This is a genomic window from Bradyrhizobium sp. SZCCHNRI1029 (genome assembly GCF_032487555.1).
GTDB lineage: Bacteria > Pseudomonadota > Alphaproteobacteria > Rhizobiales > Xanthobacteraceae > Bradyrhizobium.
This window is the reverse complement of the sequence record NZ_JAUEUK010000004.1, coordinates 499,393-518,500: the sequence shown is the minus strand read 5'-3', so window position 1 is coordinate 518,500 and position 19,108 is coordinate 499,393. Positions and strand designations below refer to the sequence as shown.

The following is a 19,108-nucleotide window of genomic DNA, read 5'->3' as shown; positions in this document are numbered from 1 at the left end:
GGTTCATGATCGCGCCGCTTCCTGCGGCTCCGAGAGAATGGCCTGCAGCTCTCCAGACCGGAACATCTCCGTCACGATATCGCAGCCACCTACGAATTCGCCCCGTACATACAGCTGTGGAATGGTCGGCCAGTCCGAGTAGTCCTTGATACCCTGCCGCAACTCCTCCGACTCGTAGATGTTGTGCGATTTGAACGAAACTCCCAGATGATCGAGGATGCGAACTACCTGCGCCGAGAACCCGCAGGCCGGCGACGAGGGCGTACCTTTCATGAACAGGACGATCTCGTTGGACTCCACCTCACTGCGAATGAACTGCGCAACGCTCATGTTGGTCTCTCCATCTGTCCGTCGCATCAGTTCGAATTTAGCACTTAATGGTCGGGCCAGAAAAGAGCAAAATTGCCTTGAAGCCTGCTTGGCCGGCCTCGCGCTAAGGCGCGGTAGCTATTATTTTCCGCAGAGTCCACGAAGGATGCCGGTCGATCGGACAGTCGACCATCGCTTGGAGGGATTAGAACGACCGGGCGCTCGATTAGATCGAATATCAATTCTAAAAAGGAATTGACGAGCGTTCTGTGGCAGCTAAAGTCGGGTCAATCACAAGAAGAGACTGATGGCTGTCGTCTGCGCCGAAGCCACTGTTTCAGGAGGGAAAATGGGCGCTCGACCCCAATTTTTGGAATTTGGAGGTTGTCCGCGCATCAGGGGGCGGCAAGCTCAAGGCGACCGGGGCGGTCGAATTCGTCTGGCCCAGACTCAAGGCGTCTTAACATTCCGTCTTGGCAGGCTCCGCTGCTTCTGCCGGGGAGTTGGATGACGAGCGCAATGACCAGCATCGACTTCTATTTCGACTTTCGCAGTCCTTATTCCTATCTCGCCCACTCTCAGCTCGGCACGCTGGATGCTGAGCTGAGCTACCATCCTGTAGATATCGTCGCAGCCATGAAGCAGGGCGGTAACACGCCGACGACCTTGACCTGTCCGGCCAAAGGCAAATACGCCGGCGCAGATCTACAGCGCTGGGCGAAGAGATACGGCGTACCGCTGAGCCGGCATAAGGACATAAAATCGATCGACGGCCGCAGGCTGCAGCGCGCGGTGCTCGCGGCGGAAGATTGCGGTCTCGCCAAGGAGGTCGTTGCGGCGATCTTTCCGGCGTTCTGGCGACATGGCTTGCCGCGGAGCACAGCCGGGGATCTGGTGCGGATCCTTGAAGCTTCCGGAATACGTGACCCCCAAGTTGCTTCCAGAGCCGATAGGCAGAGAATTGGATGATCGGTTGACGCAGAGAAGTGAAGCGGCGGGAGCGCGTGGCGTCACCGGCGCGCCGACCTTCATCGTGAACGACGAAATGTTTTTCGACAATGACCGCCTTGAATTCATTCGCGAAGCACTGAGGGCAGCATGAGCAAGATTGATGCGCAGCCGCTGGCAATTGTCACCGGAGTCGGACCTGGTACCGGCTCTGCTATCGTCAGGCGGTTCGCGGCCGGAGGGTATCGCGTCGCGATGCTCGCGCGCGACAAGGCGCGCCTGGACGCGCTATCGGCGGAGATTCCGTCGAGTATTCCGATGGCGTGTGACGTCTCGGACTCGGCAGCGCTCGCGCGGGTGCTCGACGAGATCGACCGGCGGTCCGGCCCGCCGAAGGTCGTTGTCCATAATGCGGTTGGCGGGGCGTTCGGAAAGTTTCAGGAGGTAGGTCCCGAGGTTCTCCGAGCCAATTTCGAGACAAACGTGATGGCACTGCTCCATCTCGCGCGGCACGTCGCGCCCCCAATGATAGCGGCTGGCGGCGGAGCGCTCCTCGTAACGGGCAACACGTCGGCTCTGCGAGGAAAGGCGAACTTCGCGGGTTTTGCGCCGACGAAGGCAGCCCAGCGTATCCTCGCCGAGTCGATCGCGCGCGACCTCGGCCCGCAGGGGATTCACGTGGCTTATCTGGTCATCGATGCGGTCATTGACGTGCCGTGGCAGCGGGAGCGAATGAAGGACGCGCCCGACGATTTCTTCATCAAACCCGCGGCGATCGCCGAGGAAATCTACCACATCGCGCATCAGGACCGCTCGGCGTGGTCTTTCCTCGCGGAAGTGCGACCGTACCGCGAACCCTGGTAGACCCGGGGCGAGCGGTCCGTCGTCGTTCGCGGTGTTGGCGCCGCGCTCCACATCTGAACCGCCATCGGGCAGCCCGCCTGACTGATCGGGAGGAAACAGCCAACTCCCGGTTGGTGCGACGACAACCTCTTTTTAGGAGAGAGCCCATGATCAAGGTTGGACTTCATCAATATCCCCCGATGGATCAGGTGATCTTCGGAAAGCCTGCCGGGCAAGCGCTGGCCGAGGAGGCGGAGCGGCTCAACGCGCACAGGGTGTTTCTGATTGCCAGCCATACGTTGAATACGAAAACCGACGAGATCGAAAAAATCCGCAAAGCATTAGGTTCCAGGTATGCGGGGACGTTTGATGGGGTCCCGCAGCACACCACCCGTACGTCTGCCGTAGCTGCAGCCGCAAGGGCGGTCGGGGCGGGCGCCGACCTGATCGTGGCCGTCGGCGGTGGTTCTGTCGTCGACGCGGCAAAAATCGTTCTGATGTGCATTGAGCACAAGATCACCGATGAGGGCGGCCTCGACGGGTTTGAAGTAGTCTCGACCCCGGAGGGCCCGCGCCCTGGTCCGTTTCGAGCCCCGCGCGTCAGGATGATCGCCATCCCGAGTACATTGTCCGGCGGCGAATACAACGCCGGTAGCCTCGTTACCGATACACGGCGGAAACTGAAGCAGATCTTTCACCATCCCTTGATGATGCCTCGTTCGATCATCCTCGATCCCGCGATTACGGTTCACACGCCCCAAAACTTGTGGCTCGGCTCCGGAACGCGCGCGATGGACCACGGGATCGAAGCCGTCTGCTCGCCGAGAGGCAATCCCCTCGTCGAAAGCGTTTGCCTGCGGGGACTGCGCTATCTCTATGACGGGCTGCTCGCGACAAAAATGAATCCGGACGATCTTGAGGCCCGGCAATCCTGCCAACTCGGGTCGTGGCTGTCCGCCTTCGGGCTGCAGTGTCGGGTTCCGATGGGGGCGAGCCATGCTATCGGGCACGTACTTGGCGGTACATGCGATGTGCCGCATTACTTTTGCACCGCGGTCATGATGCCCAGCGTGTTGGAGTTCAATCGCCCGGATACGGCTGGAGCACAAGACAAGCTCGCCGAAGCTTGGGGAGTGCCGGGGGCGAAAGCAAGCGAGACGTTCGCCGAATTTATACGACAGTTGGAGCTCCCGCGTCGATTGTCTGAAGTTGGCGTGACCGAGGACAAATTCGATCTGATCGGACGGAACGCAATGCTTTCGGTTTTCACGCGCGCAAACCCGCGTCCAATCAAAGGCCCCGAAGACATCGTTAAGATTCTCCGGATGGCCGCTTAGCGCGTGTCAGCCCGGCGGCCAGGGATGCGGTGGGCCGTACGGTCGGTACAAAGCTCGTCTATTTCAATCGGATAGACCGGCCGAACGGAAGGCGAGAAAATTGCAGAGTGTTCAAGTCGCTCGTGAATGGGAGCGGAGGAAATCCATGACGACGAATGTTGCCGCGCGCGCCACGTCTGACGTCAACTTCGCTCCACGCGAGGTCAGTATCGAAGCGCATCCCGATGGAAGCCTCATCCTGAGGTCGCCGATCAACTTCGTCGAGCCGAGCTGGTCGGTCACCGACTTTCTACCCGTATGGGCGATGCAGGAGCCCGATCGCGTCTTTCTGGCGCAACGCGAAGCTGCCGGGTGGCAAAAGATATCGTATCGGCAGATGTGGCTACGGACTCAGTCCGTAGGTCAGGGGTTGATCGATCGCGGAGCTCAGCCGGGCGAAAGGATTGCAATTCTCTCGGGGAATTCGATCGAGCATGCAATCGTCATGTTCGCGGCCATGTCGATCGGGATGGCCGTCGCTCCCATTTCGCCCAACTATACATTGATGCCGGGCGGGCTGTCCCGCTTGACGGACATCGCTCGGCTGCTCAGGCCATCATTTGTATTCGTCCAGGACGGCAGCGCCTTTGCGGCAGCCCGATCAGTTAGTGGGCTGGAGGAGGCGACTTGGATCGCATGCGGTGGATCCGACGGGCTTCTGCCGCTTGAGGCCCTGTACGAGGGACGACCAACCTCGGAGTTTCAGCGGCGGTTCGGAAACCTCGATCGTGACGCCATCGCAAAAATTCTGTTCACGTCGGGCTCGACCGGCCTGCCGAAGGGCGTCATCAACACGCATCGCATGATGGCATGCGCCCTCGAAATGGGCAGTCTGCTGGCTCCGGCAAACCAAGCTCCGGTTCAGGTCGAGTGGTTGCCCTGGCATCACACGATGGGGGGCAATGTCATTCTGCAGGGCACCCTGAAGAATGGGGGGACGCTCTACATCGACGACGGACGCCCCGTCCCACAACTCTTCCATAAGACCATCGCCAACCTGAGGGAAATTTCCCCCACAGCGATGTTCAACGTGCCCGGCGGCTACACGCTCCTGTGTGATGTTCTCGAAGCGGACGAGCATTTCAGAAATACATTCTTCAACCGCATGGAGCGAATGACCTACGCCGGAGCGGCAATTCCGCAGTCCACGCTGGACAAGCTCTATGACCTGTCGTTTCGTGCGACCGGCCGCCGCATTCCCGTCATGTCTGGGTACGGCACGACCGAAACGGCGCCAACGATCAGCACGACGCACTGGGCCACCGAGGAACCGGGAGAGGTCGGTCTTCCGGGACCTGGTCTCAGGCTCAAGCTGCTGCCTGCGGGAGACAGTTACGAGGTTCGCGTAAAGGGGCCGAACGTCACGCCGGGATACTTCGGCAGATCCGATCTCACGGAAAGTGCATTCGACGAGGAGGGCTACTACCGGGTCGGAGACACCGTGGCTTTCCTCGATCCGAAGCAGCCGCATCTCGGATTGAGATTCACGGGACGTCTTTCCGAAAACTTCAAGCTCACGAACGGGACCTGGGTGGTTGTCGGGAACCTCAGGGCGACCATCCTGGGCGCAACGCGTGGCGTTCTTCAGGACGTCGTCATTGCGGGCGAAAACCGGGACCAATGCGCGGTTCTCGCCTGGCTAAATCCCAGCCAAGCCAAACAACACGCCTCCGCGCCCGTTGGCGATCTCGAGCGAGATCCAGGCGTGCTGGCATTCCTGAGAGAGTGCTTTCGGGCACACAACGAAACAGTCGGAAGCAGCGAACGAATCCGCTCATTCAAGTTGCTGAAGGAGCTTCCGTCGCTTGCCGCTGGTGAAATCACCGACAAGGCCTATGTAAATCAGCGGGCTGTACTCGGCCACCGAGCGCATAGCGTTGAGGAATTGTATGCCGGGTCACCTGCTGAAGATGTGACCTTCATCTGAGTGCCCCAACTTCGCAAGGAGTGCTCCTGGAAGTGAGGGTCCGAGGTGGCGCTGAACCGGCTCTGAGCAAGGTCCGTCCATCTCAGACGTTGTCGTCGCGGCGAAGCCATCGGCTGAAGTTGAGACGCTCGTCGGCGCCGGACAGTCGACCTCATCAGAGGAGAGCCGATGGTCGGTGCGGCGCAGACTCGGCTCACGCGGAATAAATCATCGGTCTCTAACGAGGAAGAGGGCAATGAAAGGATCGAGCCTGCCTGACATTTCGCCGAAGGAATATGCGGCAATGGTGGGCAAGGAGGTCGGCGTGTCACGCTGGTTCGAGATTGACCAATCTCGCATCGACCAATTCGCCGACATTACGGAGGATTGGCAATTCATCCACATAGATCCGGTGAAGGCCGCCGAGACGCCGTTTGCCGGAACCGTCGCTCACGGCTTCCTGACGCTTTCTTTGCTTGCGCCGATGGCGTTTGACGCGCTTCCGAAGCTTTCGGGGAGAGTCATGGCGGTCAACTATGGTTTCGACAGGATACGATTTGTGTCCGCCGTACGATCCGGAGGTCGGGTGCGGGCCAGATTCAAACTTCTGGATATGACGGCTCGCAATCCGAAGGAGGTGGCCACCAAGTTGGAGGTCTCTGTTGAGATCGAGGGGGCGCAAAAACCCGCGTTGATCGCCGAATGGCTCGGAGTGGCCTATTTCGCCGAAGCAGTCGTCGTCTAATTTGCCGCGGATACTTTCCACCTGCGTCCGGTCGACATAGCGAAGAAGAGCCGCGAACATTATGCTCTGCTCGCAAGGTCTGCCGCGGAAGAGAGGGAGCAGTTAGCGGTTATCTCTTTTGTCCAACTGCCCCTCGCTCCGCGCCCTCGAAAATGTTCAGCCCTTGCTGGTGGCCTTGATGAAAGCGCCGATTTGGGCGGAAGCCTCGTCCGGATATTGATGATGCGGCCCGTGCCCGGCTCGCGCATAGGTGATCAGATGAAGGGTCGGCAGCTGTCGATTCAACGCATACCAGTTCTCGATCGGGAACACGATGTCGTGGTCGGCTCCCAGGTGCAGGATCGGAACCGACGTCGTCTTCAAGAGCTGCAAAATCTGGTCTGATGGAAACACCGGGTTACGCGGCGTGTTGCCGATCTGCGCCATGGCCCAGTCGGCCGGAACGTCGGGGCTGCGGTCTTTCTTTCGCGCCATGATGCGATCGAACGAGCGCTTTGAAGCCGCCCGGCTGCCTGCGTCCGCAGGTTCGAAGAACACAGTCGTGAACTGCTCCAATGCGATGCCGGGGATTGCCGCGGTATCATAGAAGAGTTGTTCGCCCGTCTTGACCAGCGGGCCCGGAGGTGTCGTGGCCAACAGAACCACATGAGTTGCCATCGGCCCGGTCATTGCCAGCAAGATCTGCGCGGCGATCCCACCGATCGACCATCCACCGATCGCGACGTCCTTGAGGCCGAGTGCCTCGATGAGATCCTTACCATCCTTCGCGAGCGACATCGGATTGTAGGATTTTTCGCCAGTCGACTGGCCGAGACCTGAATAGTCGAAGGTTACGACCTGAAAGCCCTGAGCGGCCAATCCGTCGATGAAGGCGGGATCCCAAAGATCGAGGACGCCTCGAAAACGGTTGCACAGGACCAGCGGCTTGCCCGTGCCGACGGATCGATAGGCGAGGCGGCGTCCGCCAACGTCGACGAACTGGGTGGAGGCGGTCGCCGAACTGGCGGCGGCCTGCGCCTTCAGCGGTAGCGCAAGTGCCGCAGCGCCCAGCGCTCCGGCGGTGATCATCGTGCGACGAGATTGAGAGTTCATGTCCGCAATTCCTGATGAGGCAGCATTGAGGCTGCACGCTGGATCGAAGGGATGGCTACGCGTTTCGAGATGAGGAGCGGGAGTACCGATCGGCCGGTATCGCCGGCCGATCGGAGCGTTGTGACTAGGCGCTGGCGCGCGCGCGGTAGCGCTCGGCGGGCTGCGCCCCCAAACCTGAGGGCAGAACCGCTCGTGCGCCCTCGAACGCCTCCCAGAGGCCCAGGTCCGAAAGGGGCGGTATCGTCACGGCTTCGCGGCGATCGAAGCCGACCAGCGCCGCGTCGACCAGGTCCTCGACGCCCATGAGATTGGGAATTTTCGAGAGATCGGCACCCGCCCGTTCCCAGATTTCGGTCCTGGTTGCCGCCGGTACCACGGCCTGGACGTAGACGCCCTTGGGCCCGACCTCGGCCGCCAGCCCCTGCGAGAACGTGAGCACGTAAGACTTGGTCGCCGAATAAATCCCCGGAAAAAACGCGGGCATGAACGACACCACCGAACCGAGATTGATGATGGCGCCGCTTCCGCGTTTCACCATGCCCCCGATCGCCGCCGAAGCCAGCAGCGTCGGCGCAGTCACATTGAGCTTGAGCAGTTGCTCCATGGCGGCGGGATCCGCCGCCTCGAACGGGCCGAGCAGCGCCGCGCCAGCGTTGTTGACCAGAATCTCGACTGGGCTGCCCAAATGGAGCCGGTTCGCCACCATTTGCAGCTGCGCGGCATCCGTCAAATCCGCTGTCAGGACTTCGACGGCAATCCCGTGCGCCTTGCGCAGTTCCGCGGCCAGGGCCGCCATTCGCTCCGTCGCGCGAGCGACGAGGACGAGGTCATGGCCGCGCGCGGCGAGGCGCCGCGCATAGACGGCGCCGATGCCGCTGGAGGCGCCAGTAATGAGTGCAGTAGACATGTCTTCTTCTCCGTGGGAGGGGCCAATCTGTCCCCAAAATGTAGATGACAATCATCATCTACTTGCAAAGATGATGTTTGTCATCTACATTTTTGAACTGAGGGAGATTTATTTTGGCAAGAAGCCGGGAGCAGAAGGCGGAGAGCAGGCGGGCGATCGTGAACTCGGCCGCTAAGTTGTTCCGGGAGAAGGGAATTGACGGTGTTACCGTCGCCGAGATCATGGACGCAGCGGGGCTGACGCACGGCGGCTTTCCAAGGCACTTTGCGAGCAAACAGGAGCTCGTGACCGAGGCCCTGGCGGACGTTTTCGAGGCCAGCAGGCGTCAACCCCTGCTGCCGACGGATGTCCGTGGCTTCGCCCGCGCGTATCTGCGGCCAGAACATCGGGATGCGGCGGGGGCGGGATGCGTCTTCGCGGCGCTCGGGCCCGAGATGTCGCGGGCGCCGGCGCCCACACGCCGCGTCCTGACCGAGGAGATGCGACGGCAGATCGAACAATTCATGGCCTCGGCGCCAGGTGACGATCCGCACCAGAAGCGTGTCGCGGCGATCGGCAGTTGGGCAGCGATGATTGGGGCGATGTTGCTCGCGCGCATCTCCGATTCAGAAGAACTGTCGGACGAAATCCTACGGGCGACCCGCGCGTTCCTCGGCGCGGAGCCCTGAGAGCTGGAATTCCCAAAGTGCGGTCATAGTCGCCTGTCCAAAGCCGTCGCGCAGATCCTCGCTGGCGAAGCGGGCGGTCAATTCGATACGTGCGCGAAGAGGGCGCAACGCCGAAGATCGCCAAAAGACGGTCCTGAAGGTGCTCCCGTCTAGTAGGCGCCAAACCTTTCTGTGCGCATCGCAATCACCTCTGCCGATGTCGGAACGCTTCATGGACCGCTTAGCGCAGAAATCCAACGGCGGCCCGAGCCTCGCCTGGAACGCGGGTCCGAGGCCGGAAGCGATGGTCCAGCATGAGGTGCTGACCGAGCCAGCACCAAGGAGCCTCGTTGTGCGTAGGATTGCAGGAAGTATCGTAGGTCCGCCGGCTGTGGGGAAAGGCGGTAGCGCTCCCCCGCGACCACCTTTCCCTGCACTCGCTTCATTCGGCTCGGATACGCCTCTCCGCCAAGCGGTGAGGCTGTGACCGTTTCCACCGGGTCCGGTTTGCTTTCCTCGGCATCGCCCGCGATCACGGCTTTGCCGGCCGCACGTTCCAGGGCCCATCGGTTTCGGGGCGTCCCAGCGACTGCCACGCGGGGTGGGTGTGCGGCGGAGAAGAACTATATCGACGGCTCCGTTTCCGTACTCTGCTGATTTGCCGTTCCCAACAGAGGGGCAGGACCGATCGCAAAAGAAGCCTACGAGCCGGGATCGTCGATCAGGGGCTTTGGCCGGGCAAACAGCTCCAACCGCTCCTTGTGGTCGATGACGATCTCTCGTCCGCGGACGCGAACCCCATGGCTCGTAAGTTGGGCGAGACTGCGTGACAGGTTTTCGCGCGTCGTGCCGATGTGGGAGGCCAGCGTGCCGCGGTCGAATGGGATGACGATATTCGCATGCCCCGGCTCGCGCTGGGCCTCGGCGAGGATCCAGTTGGCGAGGCGCTCGATGCTCGACCGGGCCAGGGTGCCCTTCAGCTTCTTGACAGAAGCGCGATAGGCATACGCCAGCTCCTGAGCAACAATCCGTGCGAATGCGATGTCTTCGTCGAAGAGCGCCCTTACATCGCGGGCGGGGATCAGCAGCACCCGCGACTCCGTCAGCGTGCGGGCTGAATTGAGATACGCCTGATCGACGACGACTGCAGCAAGTATGAAGGTCGACACGGGACGCAGCAGTGAGATGCCCCACTCGGCCTCGTCGAGCTCGGTGTAGATTTCCACCAACCCGCCAATCAGCACATGCAGGAAGTCGGCCTGATCTCCCTCGCGAGCCAACCGCACCCCGGGCGGAAATTGCTGCAGCAGAGCCGCGCCGAGCAGCCGCTTCAGGTTCTCCTCGCTGAGGTCCGCAAACAGCGGCAGCGTCTTCAACTGGGCGAGTTCGTCGGGGCGCAAGCGAAGCTCCAAGAGTCACTCATCCGCTATCGCGCCGAACTGTGACAAAAGTCAATTGCATACGTGCAGTCTGACAATTCGATCTGGGACATTTGGCAGATTGTGGCCGACCGGACCGTCCGGTTGATGCATCGCAAAACCTTTTCCCGGTGCCCCGAATAACTGCTGTGGCGTCGAAGCCATACGTCGAGGCCACCATGGACGCCGTAGATTTCAGCCCTGAGCACCGAACGCGAGCACTCTGGCTCTCAACAATCTCGTTCACGATCTGCTTTGCGGTGTGGACGATCTTCTCGATCATCGGCATCCGGATCAAGCAAGAGCTGGATCTGAACGAAACCGAGTTCGGTCTCCTGATCGGCACCCCGATCCTGAGCGGCTCGCTGATCCGGCTGGTGCTCGGCATCTGGACCGATCAGTATGGCGGGCGCCGCGTCTACACCGTCGTGATGCTCGCCGCGGCGGTCGCGACCTATCTCCTGACCTGGGCGCATACCTATCCGCAATTTCTCGTCGCCGCGCTCTTCGTAGGAATCGCCGGTGGCTCGTTCGCGGTCGGCGTCGCCTATGTGTCGCGGTTCTATCCGACGGCCAAGCAGGGCACTGCGCTGGGAATCTTCGGCGCCGGCAATGTGGGCGCCGCCGTTACCAAGTTCGTCGCGCCGTTCGTGCTGGTCGCCTATGGCTGGCAGACCGTGGCCCAGATATGGGCGCTCGCGATCGGCGTCATGGCGATCGTCTTCTGGCTGTTCTCCGAGGAGGACCCGGTGGTCCGCTCGCGAAGGCAGCGCAAGCAGAAGGCCGGCAGCGCCTGGCTCGAGCTCGCGCCGCTCAAGAACATCCAGGTCTGGCGCTTCGCGCTGTACTACCTCTTCGTTTTCGGCGCCTTCGTCGCGCTGTCGCTGTGGCTGCCGCAATACCTGATCAAGGTCTACGGCGTCGGAATCCAGTCGGCCGGCATGATGGCCGCCATGTTCTCGTTTCCGGCCAGCGTGTTTCGCGCCTATGGCGGACACTTGTCCGATCGCTTCGGTGCCCGTCGCGTGATGTACTGGACATTTCTGGTCGGTGTCGCGGCGACCTTCCTGTTGTCCTACCCGCCGACGGACTACGTCGTGACGACCGTCAACGGAAAGGTCGGCTTTCATCTGGAGATGGGGCTCGTCCCGTTCGTCGTCATCGTCTTCGTGCTCGGCTTCTTCATGGCGCTCGGCAAGGCCGCCGTCTACAAGCACATCCCCGTCTACTATCCGAACAATGTCGGAGCCGTCGGCGGCCTGGTCGGCATGATCGGCGGGCTCGGCGGATTCGTGCTCCCGATCGCGTTCGGCGCGCTGGTCGATCTCACCGGTCTGCGAACCAGCTGCTTCATGCTGCTCTTCCTGCTCGTCGGGGTCGCGCTGGTCTGGATGCATCTCTCGATCCGGCAGATGGAGCGCGGCGTTGCCGGCGAGGCGCTGAAGCGGCTGCCGGAGCTGCCCGAAATGGAGGAGATCCACCGGCCCGAGCACATCGGAGCCCTGTCCGGCGCGGTTCTCACCGACTGGCGGCCTGAGGACGACACGTTCTGGAGGGAGCAGGGCCGAGCCATCGCGCGACGCAATCTCTGGATCTCCATTCCGGCGCTGCTGTTGTCCTTCGCGGTCTGGCAGGTCTGGTCTGTCGTGGTTGCGAAGCTGCCTTCGGTCGGCTTCAAGTTCACGACCGATGAGCTGTTCTGGCTGGCGTCGCTGCCTGGGATCTCCGGTGCAGTTCTGCGCATCTTCTACTCCTTCATGGTGCCGATCTTCGGCGGCCGGCTGTGGACCACGCTGGCCACGTGGTCGCTGCTGATACCCGCGATCGGAATCGGCTATGCGGTGCAGAATCCCGCAACGCCCTATCCGGTGTTCCTGATACTGGCGCTGTTGTGCGGCTTTGGCGGCGGCAATTTCGCCTCGTCGATGGCTAACATCTCCTTCTTCTTTCCCCGCGCCGAGAAGGGCAACGCGCTCGCGCTCAATGCCGGCCTCGGCAATCTCGGCGTCAGCGTGGTCCAGTTCGTGGTGCCAATCGTCATCACGGTCGGCGTGTTCGGCTGGTTCGGCGGAGATCCGGCGATGGCAACGAGCGGGTCGCAGCCGATGCCGATCTGGCTTCAGAACGCCGGCTTCGTCTGGGTGCCGTTCATCGTCGCCAGTGCTTTCGCCGCCTGGTTCGGGATGAACGACATCGCCTCCGCGAAAGCGTCCTTCGCTGATCAGGCCGTCATCTTCCAGCGGCGGCACAACTGGATCATGTGCTGGCTCTACACCGGCACGTTCGGCTCGTTCATCGGCTATTCTGCGGGCTTCCCGCTGCTGGCGAAGACCCAGTTCCCGGCCGTCGACGCGTTGCAGTTCGCATTCCTCGGGCCGCTGGTGGGTGCCTTGTCGCGGTCCGCGACGGGCTGGATGGCCGACAAATGGGGCGGCGGGCGCGTGACCGTCGGGGTGTTCCTGCTGATGATGGCCGGCGTGCTCGGGGTGCTCTACTTCCTCGGCATCAAGGATCAGCCCGGTGCATTCTGGGGCTTCTTCGCGATGTTCCTGCTGCTGTTCTTCGCGACCGGCGTCGGCAATGCATCGACCTTCCAGATGATCCCCAACATCATGCGCCAGGAAATGACCCGGCTCATGCCGACCGCGGACGCGGAGACGCGGCTGCGCCAGGCCGAAAAGGAATCCGCCGCCATCACCGGCTTCACCTCCGCGATTGCCGCCTTTGGCGCATTCTTCATTCCCAAATCCTACGGCACCTCGATCGACCTCACCGGCGGCGTGCAGGCCGCCCTATGGGGCTTCTTCGGCTTCTACGTCACCTGCGTGCTGATCACCTGGGCCGTCTACACCCGCAAGGGCGGCGTCCTGCACGATGTCGAACGGCGCCGGGCGATCGCGGCCGCTGCCCAACCCGCTGAATGAGGACGTAAAAGATGAGCCATTTTCTCGATAGGCTGACCTTCTTCACCCGGGCCAAGGAGGAGTTCGCAGGCGGACACGGCGTGACGACGACCGAGGACCGTTCCTGGGAGGAGGGCTATCGCAAGCGCTGGCAGCACGACAAGATCGTGCGCTCGACGCACGGCGTGAACTGCACCGGCTCCTGCTCGTGGAAGGTCTACGTCAAGGGCGGCATCGTCACCTGGGAGACCCAGCAGACCGACTACCCCCGGACGCGCCCTGATCTTCCCAATCATGAGCCGCGCGGCTGCGCCCGCGGCGCGAGCTACAGCTGGTACCTCTATTCCGGAAACCGGGTGAAATATCCGCTGGTGCGCTCGCGGCTGCTCAGGCTGTGGCGCGAGGCGCGAGCGCGGATGACGCCGGTCGCAGCCTGGAAGTCGATCGTCGAGAATCCGGGCAAGCGCTCGGACTATGTGCAGAAGCGCGGACTGGGCGGCTTCGTGCGGGCGAGTTGGGCCGAGGTCAATGAGCTGATCGCGGCAGCCAATGCCTATACGGTCAGAGCCCATGGTCCGGACCGCGTGTTCGGATTTTCGCCGATCCCGGCGATGTCCATGGTGAGCTACGCGGCCGGCGCGCGCTATCTGTCGCTGCTCGGCGGCGTCTGCATGTCGTTCTACGATTGGTATTGCGACCTGCCGCCGGCCTCGCCACAGACCTGGGGCGAGCAGACCGACGTACCTGAAAGCGCGGACTGGTACAATTCAGGCTTCCTGATGCTGTGGGGCTCCAACGTGCCACAGACGCGTACGCCGGATGCGCACTTCTACACGGAGGTACGCTACAAGGGGACCAAGAGCGTCATTGTCTGCCCGGATTATTCCGAGGCTGCGAAATTCGCCGATCTCTGGCTGTCGCCGAAGCAGGGCACCGACGCGGCGCTCGCGATGGCGATGGGTCACGTGATCCTCAAGGAGTTTCACATCGACCGGCAGACGCCGTACTTCAACGACTATGTGCGCCAGTATACGGATATGCCATTTCTGGTGCGGCTGGTGAAATCCGAGGGACGGCTCGTTCCTGAGCGGTTCGTGCGCGCCTCGGATTTCGCCACATCTCTCGACGAGGCCAACAATCCCGAATGGAAGACCGTCGCCTATGATGAGATCAGCGGGGCCATTGTCGTGCCCAAGGGATCGGTCGGCTTCCGCTGGGGCGAAAAAGGCAAGTGGAGCCTGGAAGAGAAGAGCTCGGCGAACAACGACACCCGGCTGCGGCTGTCTCTGGCCGGCATCGAGGACGACATCGCACCGGTGGGATTCCCCTATTTCGGCAACCGTCAGCACGATCACTTCAGCGGCACCAATCATCCGGATGTGCTGACCCGCAACGTGCCGGTGAAGCGACTTCGTCTTGCCGATGGCGAGGCGGTCGTGGCCACTGTGTTCGATCTGTTCGCCGCCAATTATGGCGTCGATCGCGGCTTCGGCGGCGACCACCTCGGCAGGAGCTACGACGATCTGGAACCGTACACTCCGGCATGGGCCGAGGCGATCTGCGGCGTGCCGCGCGGCCAGATCATCGCGGTTGCCCGCGAGTTTGCCTCGAACGCGTCCAAGACCCGGGGGCGCTCGATGGTCATCGTCGGGGCCGGTCTGAACCACTGGTACCACATGGACATGAACTATCGCGGCATCATCAACATGCTGGTGATGTGCGGCTGTGTCGGCCAGTCCGGCGGTGGCTGGTCGCATTATGTGGGGCAGGAAAAGCTGCGGCCGCAGTCGGGCTGGACGCCGCTCGCCTTTGCGCTCGATTGGGGGCGCCCGCCGAGGCAGATGAATTCGACTTCGGCGTTCTACGCTCACACCGACCAATGGCGCTACGAGACGGTCAATGTCAGCGAGATTCTCTCACCGACCGCACCGGCCGGTTCTTGGGAGGGAGCGCTGATCGACTACAATGTCCGCGCGGAGCGCATGGGATGGCTGCCGTCCGCGCCGCAACTGCAGGCCAATCCGATCGAGGTATCGAAGCGCTCCGCCGCCGCGGGCCTGGAGCCGAAGGACTACGTCGCGAAGGCCTTGAAGTCGGGCGAGCTGAAGCTCGCCTGCGAGGATCCCGACCATCCGAAGAACTGGCCCCGCAACCTGTTCGTCTGGCGCTCCAATCTGCTCGGCGCCTCAGGCAAGGGCCACGAATACTTCCTCAAGCATCTGCTCGGCACCAAGCATGGCGTGATCGGCAAGGATCTCGGCGACCAGGGCCACAATAGACCGGTCGAGGTCGCTTGGCACGAAGAGGCCCCGGAAGGAAAGCTCGATCTGCTGGTCACGCTCGACTTCCGGATGTCGACCACGTGCATGTATTCGGACGTCGTGCTGCCGACGGCCACTTGGTACGAGAAGAACGACCTCAATACGTCCGACATGCATCCATTCATCCATCCGCTCTCGGCGGCGATCGATCCGGTGTGGGAATCGCGCAGCGATTGGGACATCTACAAGGGGATCGCCGAGGCCTTCTCCAGGGTCGCGCCCGAAGTGCTCGGGGTCGAGAAGGACGTCGTGCTGACGCCGATCATGCATGACAGTCCGGGCGAAATCGCGCAGGCGTTCGACGTCAAGGACTGGAAGCAGGGCGAGATCGATCCGATCCCCGGCAAGACCATGCCAGCGGTCACCGTGGTCGAACGTGACTATCCGAATCTCTACAAGCGCTTCACCTCGCTTGGACCGTTGATGAACAAGCTCGGCAATGGCGGCAAGGGGATGGCCTGGAACACCGACCATGAGGTCGAGCTTCTGAAGCGCCTCAACGGCGTCGTCGCTGACGACGGACCGACCCAGGGGCTGGCTCGCATCGACAGTGCGGTCGACGCTTGCGAGGTGATCCTCAGCCTGGCGCCGGAAACCAATGGCGAGGTCGCGGTCAAGGCGTGGTCGTCCCTGGAGCAATTCACCGGCCGCGACCATGCTCATCTCGCCATTCCGAAGGAAGACGAGAAGATCCGATTCCGCGACGTCGTCGCGCAGCCGCGCAAGATCATCTCGTCGCCGATCTGGTCGGGGCTCGAGTCGGAGAAGGTCTGCTACAACGCCGGCTACACCAATGTCCACGAGCTGATCCCCTGGCGGACGCTGACCGGCAGGCAGCAGCTCTATCAGGATCACCTATGGATGAGGGCCTTCGGCGAGGGCTTCTGCGTCTACCGGCCGCCGATCGATACCAAGACCGTCAAGCCGGTGATCGATCGCAAGCCGAATGGCAATGCGTCCGTCATCCTGAACTTCATTACGCCCCACCAGAAGTGGGGCATCCACTCCACCTATACCGACAATCTCCTGATGCTGACCCTGTCGCGCGGCGGTCCCATCGTGTGGATCAGCGAGATCGACGCAAAGGCTGCCGGTATCGCCGACAATGACTGGATCGAGGCCTACAACACCAATGGCGCGCTGGTTGCGCGCGCTGTGGTCTCCCAGCGGGTCAAGCAGGGCATGTGCATGATGTATCATGCTCAGGAAAAGATCGTGAACGTGCCGGGCTCCGAGCAGACGGGGCTGCGCGGCGGCATCCACAATTCGGTCACGCGTGTCGTTCCGAAGCCGACGCACATGATCGGGGGCTACGCTCAGCAGGCCTATGGCTTCAACTACTACGGCACGGTCGGCGCCAACCGCGACGAGTTCGTCATCGTCCGGAAGATGTCGAAGATTGATTGGCTGGACCAGCCGACTGCTGACCGGTCGGCCACGACCCCCTCGGAGGCTGCAGAATGAAGATCCGTGCTCAGATCGCAATGGTGCTCAATCTCGACAAGTGCATCGGCTGCCACACCTGCAGCGTGACCTGCAAGAACGTCTGGACCAGCCGCGAGGGGATGGAATACGCGTGGTTCAACAACGTCGAGACCAAACCAGGCGTTGGCTATCCCAAGGATTGGGAGAACCAGTCCCGCTGGAAGGGAGGCTGGTCGCGCAATCGCGACGGGTCGATCCAGCCGCGGATCGGCGGCAAGTGGCGGGTTCTGGCGAATATCTTCGCCAATCCCGACCTCCCCGAGATCGATGACTACTACGAGCCGTTCACCTTCGACTATCAGCACCTGCAAAGTGCGCCCGAGGTATCTGCGATGCCCACGGCACGGCCGCGCTCGCTGGTGTCTGGAGAGCGGATGGAAAAGATCGAGTGGGGACCGAACTGGGAAGAGATCCTGGGCGGCGAATTCGCCAAGCGCTCTCAGGACATCAATTTCGACGGCGTGCAGAAGGAGATCTACGGCCAGTTCGAGAACACCTTCATGATGTATCTGCCGCGGCTGTGCGAGCATTGCCTCAATCCGGCATGCGTCGCATCCTGCCCGTCCGGCGCGATCTACAAGCGCGAGGAGGACGGCATCGTCCTCATCGATCAGGACAAGTGCCGCGGCTGGAGAATGTGCGTCTCCGGCTGTCCATACAAGAAGATCTATTATAACTGGTCCTCGGGAAAATCGGAGAAGTGCATCTTCTGCTATCCTCGGATCGAGGCGGGGCAGCCGACCGTGTGCTCCGAGACCTGTGTCGGGCGCATTCGCTATCTCGGTGTCGTGCTGTATGACGCGGACCGCATCGCAGAGGCCGCGGCCAAGCCCGACGAGGGCGATCTCTACCAGGCCCAGCTCGACATCTTTCTCGATCCGAACGATCCGAACGTGCTTGCGGAAGCCGAGCGCCAGGGCATCCCTCATGCATGGCTGGAGGCGGCGATACGGTCGCCGATCTGGAAGATGGCGATGGAATGGAAGGTCGCCTTCCCCTTGCACCCGGAATATCGGACCCTGCCGATGGTCTGGTATGTGCCGCCGCTGTCGCCGATCACGTCGGCGGCCTCGTCCGGCAAGATCGGGCACGATGGCGAGATGCCCGACGTCAAATCCTTGCGCATTCCGATGCGGTACCTCGCCAATCTGCTGACTGCGGGCGACGAGAAGCCGGTAACGTTGGCGCTCGAGCGAATGCTGGCCATGCGTGCCTATATGCGGGCCAAGACCATCGACGGCGTGGTCGACGAGGCGATCGCGAGGCGCGTCGGCCTGAGCGGCCCGCAGATCGACGACATGTACCACATCATGGCGATCGCCAACTACGAGGACCGCTTCGTGATCCCGACCGCGCACCGCGAGCTCGGTGCCGACGCGTTTGATATCCGCGGCTCGTGCGGCTTCTCGTTCGGCAACGGCTGCTCCGGGGGCGAAAGCGAAGTCAACCTGTTCGGATCGCCGCGTAAGGCCAAGAACCCGATGGAGGTCGCCTGATGAAGACGTTCAAGGTGCTGTCGGCATTGCTGAACTATCCGAGCGGGGAATTGATCACGGCCATCCCGGAGCTCGCGCGGGTGCTCGACCAGGAAGGCCTCGTCCAGCCCGGCATTCGCCGGGAGCTCGATGTGCTGCTGCAGGAGATCGCCACGGGCGACGTCTACGACCTGCAGGAGCGCTACGGCCTGCTGTTCGACCGCAGCAAGACCCTGGCGCTGCATCTGTTCGAGCACGTCCATGGCGAAGGCCGCGACCGCGGCCAGGCCATGGTCGACCTGCGGGCCATGTATGACCGTGCGAACCTCGTCATCGCCGGCAACGAGCTGCCGGATTATCTGCCGCTGTTCCTCGAATTTCTCGCCACCCGGGAGCTTGCGGACGCGCGCGAGTTGCTTGGCCAGACCAGCCACATCATCGCCGCGCTCGCGGAACGATTGGGGCGTCGGCAGTCGAGCTATCGGGCGGTGTTCGATGCGCTGCTCCAGATCGCCGCGGATCAGCCCCGCGCGGAGATCGTCGATGAGCTGCTGAAGGCGGCGGACGTGGATCCGATGGACCTGCACGCGCTCGACGCGGCCTGGGAGGATGAAGAGGTCAGGTTCGGCCCGGGAGGGGGCGACCAGGCAGCCTGTGGGCACGACCATCTGATCGCAAAACTGCGCCACGCCAAACGTGCGGTCAACGCGCCGCCGTCACAGTTGCAATGAGG

The 19,108-nt window shown here is 62.1% G+C and carries 16 protein-coding genes; 12 read left to right on the top strand and 4 right to left on the bottom strand.

Annotation, left to right across the window (positions count from 1 at the left end; genetic code table 11):
- Window positions 1-3 precede the first annotated feature (3 nt).
- Entirely contained in the window at window positions 4-330 is a 327-nt protein-coding gene (gene grxD, locus QW861_RS14580; RefSeq protein ID WP_315714222.1) for a Grx4 family monothiol glutaredoxin, read from the bottom strand.
- Between the two features lie 498 nt (window positions 331-828).
- Between grxD and QW861_RS14575 the strand changes: the two genes are divergently transcribed.
- The 6 genes from QW861_RS14575 (at window position 829) to QW861_RS14550 (ending at window position 6,127) form a co-directional block, all read left to right on the top strand.
- Window positions 829-1,278 (top strand): DsbA family protein, encoded by a 450-nt coding sequence (locus tag QW861_RS14575; protein ID WP_316169267.1) that lies wholly within the window; start codon window positions 829-831, stop codon window positions 1,276-1,278.
- Between the two features lie 4 nt (window positions 1,279-1,282).
- On the top strand, window positions 1,283-1,411 hold the full coding sequence (locus QW861_RS14570; protein WP_316193214.1) for a DsbA family protein: 129 nt from the start codon (window positions 1,283-1,285) through the stop codon (window positions 1,409-1,411).
- The gene (locus tag QW861_RS14565; protein WP_316169265.1) at window positions 1,408-2,121 is read left to right on the top strand and encodes an SDR family NAD(P)-dependent oxidoreductase; all 714 of its coding nucleotides are present in this window, start codon (window positions 1,408-1,410) and stop codon (window positions 2,119-2,121) included. The genes QW861_RS14570 and QW861_RS14565 overlap by 4 nt, the downstream gene beginning before the upstream one ends.
- Window positions 2,122-2,267: 146 nt before the next feature.
- Window positions 2,268-3,437, top strand: coding sequence for an iron-containing alcohol dehydrogenase (locus QW861_RS14560; protein WP_316193213.1), 1,170 nt, complete (start codon window positions 2,268-2,270; stop codon window positions 3,435-3,437).
- A 145-nt stretch (window positions 3,438-3,582) separates the two neighbouring features.
- Window positions 3,583-5,403: an AMP-binding protein gene (locus QW861_RS14555; protein WP_316193212.1), complete on the top strand. Its 1,821-nt coding sequence runs from the start codon at window positions 3,583-3,585 to the stop codon at window positions 5,401-5,403.
- Window positions 5,404-5,638: 235 nt separating this feature from the next.
- The gene (locus QW861_RS14550) at window positions 5,639-6,127 is read left to right on the top strand and encodes a MaoC family dehydratase (protein WP_315714227.1); all 489 of its coding nucleotides are present in this window, start codon (window positions 5,639-5,641) and stop codon (window positions 6,125-6,127) included.
- A 156-nt stretch (window positions 6,128-6,283) separates the two neighbouring features.
- Here QW861_RS14550 and QW861_RS14545 read toward each other — a convergent pair whose 3' ends face one another.
- Both QW861_RS14545 and QW861_RS14540 read right to left on the bottom strand, forming a co-directional pair.
- Window positions 6,284-7,219 carry an alpha/beta hydrolase gene (locus QW861_RS14545; RefSeq protein ID WP_316166543.1) on the bottom strand — a complete coding sequence of 312 codons (936 nt, stop codon included), beginning with the start codon at window positions 7,217-7,219 and terminating at the stop codon, window positions 6,284-6,286.
- Window positions 7,220-7,343: 124 nt separating this feature from the next.
- Window positions 7,344-8,126, bottom strand: coding sequence for an SDR family oxidoreductase (locus QW861_RS14540; RefSeq protein WP_316193211.1), 783 nt, complete (start codon window positions 8,124-8,126; stop codon window positions 7,344-7,346).
- On the opposite strand from QW861_RS14540, the gene QW861_RS14535 reads away from it, so the two are divergent.
- Both QW861_RS14535 and QW861_RS14530 read left to right on the top strand, forming a co-directional pair.
- Window positions 8,110-8,301, top strand: coding sequence for a hypothetical protein (locus tag QW861_RS14535; RefSeq protein WP_315827696.1), 192 nt, complete (start codon window positions 8,110-8,112; stop codon window positions 8,299-8,301). The two genes, QW861_RS14540 and QW861_RS14535, sit on opposite strands and share 17 nt — an antisense overlap.
- Window positions 8,285-8,794, top strand: a complete 510-nt coding sequence (locus QW861_RS14530) for a helix-turn-helix domain-containing protein (RefSeq protein ID WP_316193210.1) — start codon at window positions 8,285-8,287, stop codon at window positions 8,792-8,794. The genes QW861_RS14535 and QW861_RS14530 overlap by 17 nt, the downstream gene beginning before the upstream one ends.
- A gap of 680 nt (window positions 8,795-9,474) precedes the next feature.
- On the opposite strand, the gene QW861_RS14525 is transcribed toward QW861_RS14530, so the two are convergent.
- Window positions 9,475-10,173, bottom strand: coding sequence for a helix-turn-helix domain-containing protein (locus QW861_RS14525; protein ID WP_315827697.1), 699 nt, complete (start codon window positions 10,171-10,173; stop codon window positions 9,475-9,477).
- A 197-nt stretch (window positions 10,174-10,370) separates the two neighbouring features.
- Between QW861_RS14525 and QW861_RS14520 the strand changes: the two genes are divergently transcribed.
- Genes QW861_RS14520 through narJ form a run of 4 tightly spaced genes read left to right on the top strand, consistent with a single transcriptional unit; the run spans window position 10,371 to window position 19,106 of the window.
- Window positions 10,371-13,115, top strand: coding sequence for an MFS transporter (locus tag QW861_RS14520; protein WP_316193209.1), 2,745 nt, complete (start codon window positions 10,371-10,373; stop codon window positions 13,113-13,115).
- Window positions 13,116-13,126: 11 nt separating this feature from the next.
- Entirely contained in the window at window positions 13,127-16,879 is a 3,753-nt protein-coding gene (locus QW861_RS14515; protein WP_316166544.1) for a nitrate reductase subunit alpha, read from the top strand.
- A complete protein-coding gene (gene narH / locus QW861_RS14510; RefSeq protein WP_315750140.1) occupies window positions 16,876-18,396 on the top strand; it encodes a nitrate reductase subunit beta in 1,521 nt (506 codons plus the stop codon). The genes QW861_RS14515 and narH overlap by 4 nt, the downstream gene beginning before the upstream one ends.
- Window positions 18,396-19,106, top strand: coding sequence for a nitrate reductase molybdenum cofactor assembly chaperone (narJ, locus tag QW861_RS14505; RefSeq protein WP_316193208.1), 711 nt, complete (start codon window positions 18,396-18,398; stop codon window positions 19,104-19,106). The genes narH and narJ overlap by 1 nt, the downstream gene beginning before the upstream one ends.
- Window positions 19,107-19,108: the final 2 nt, after the last annotated feature.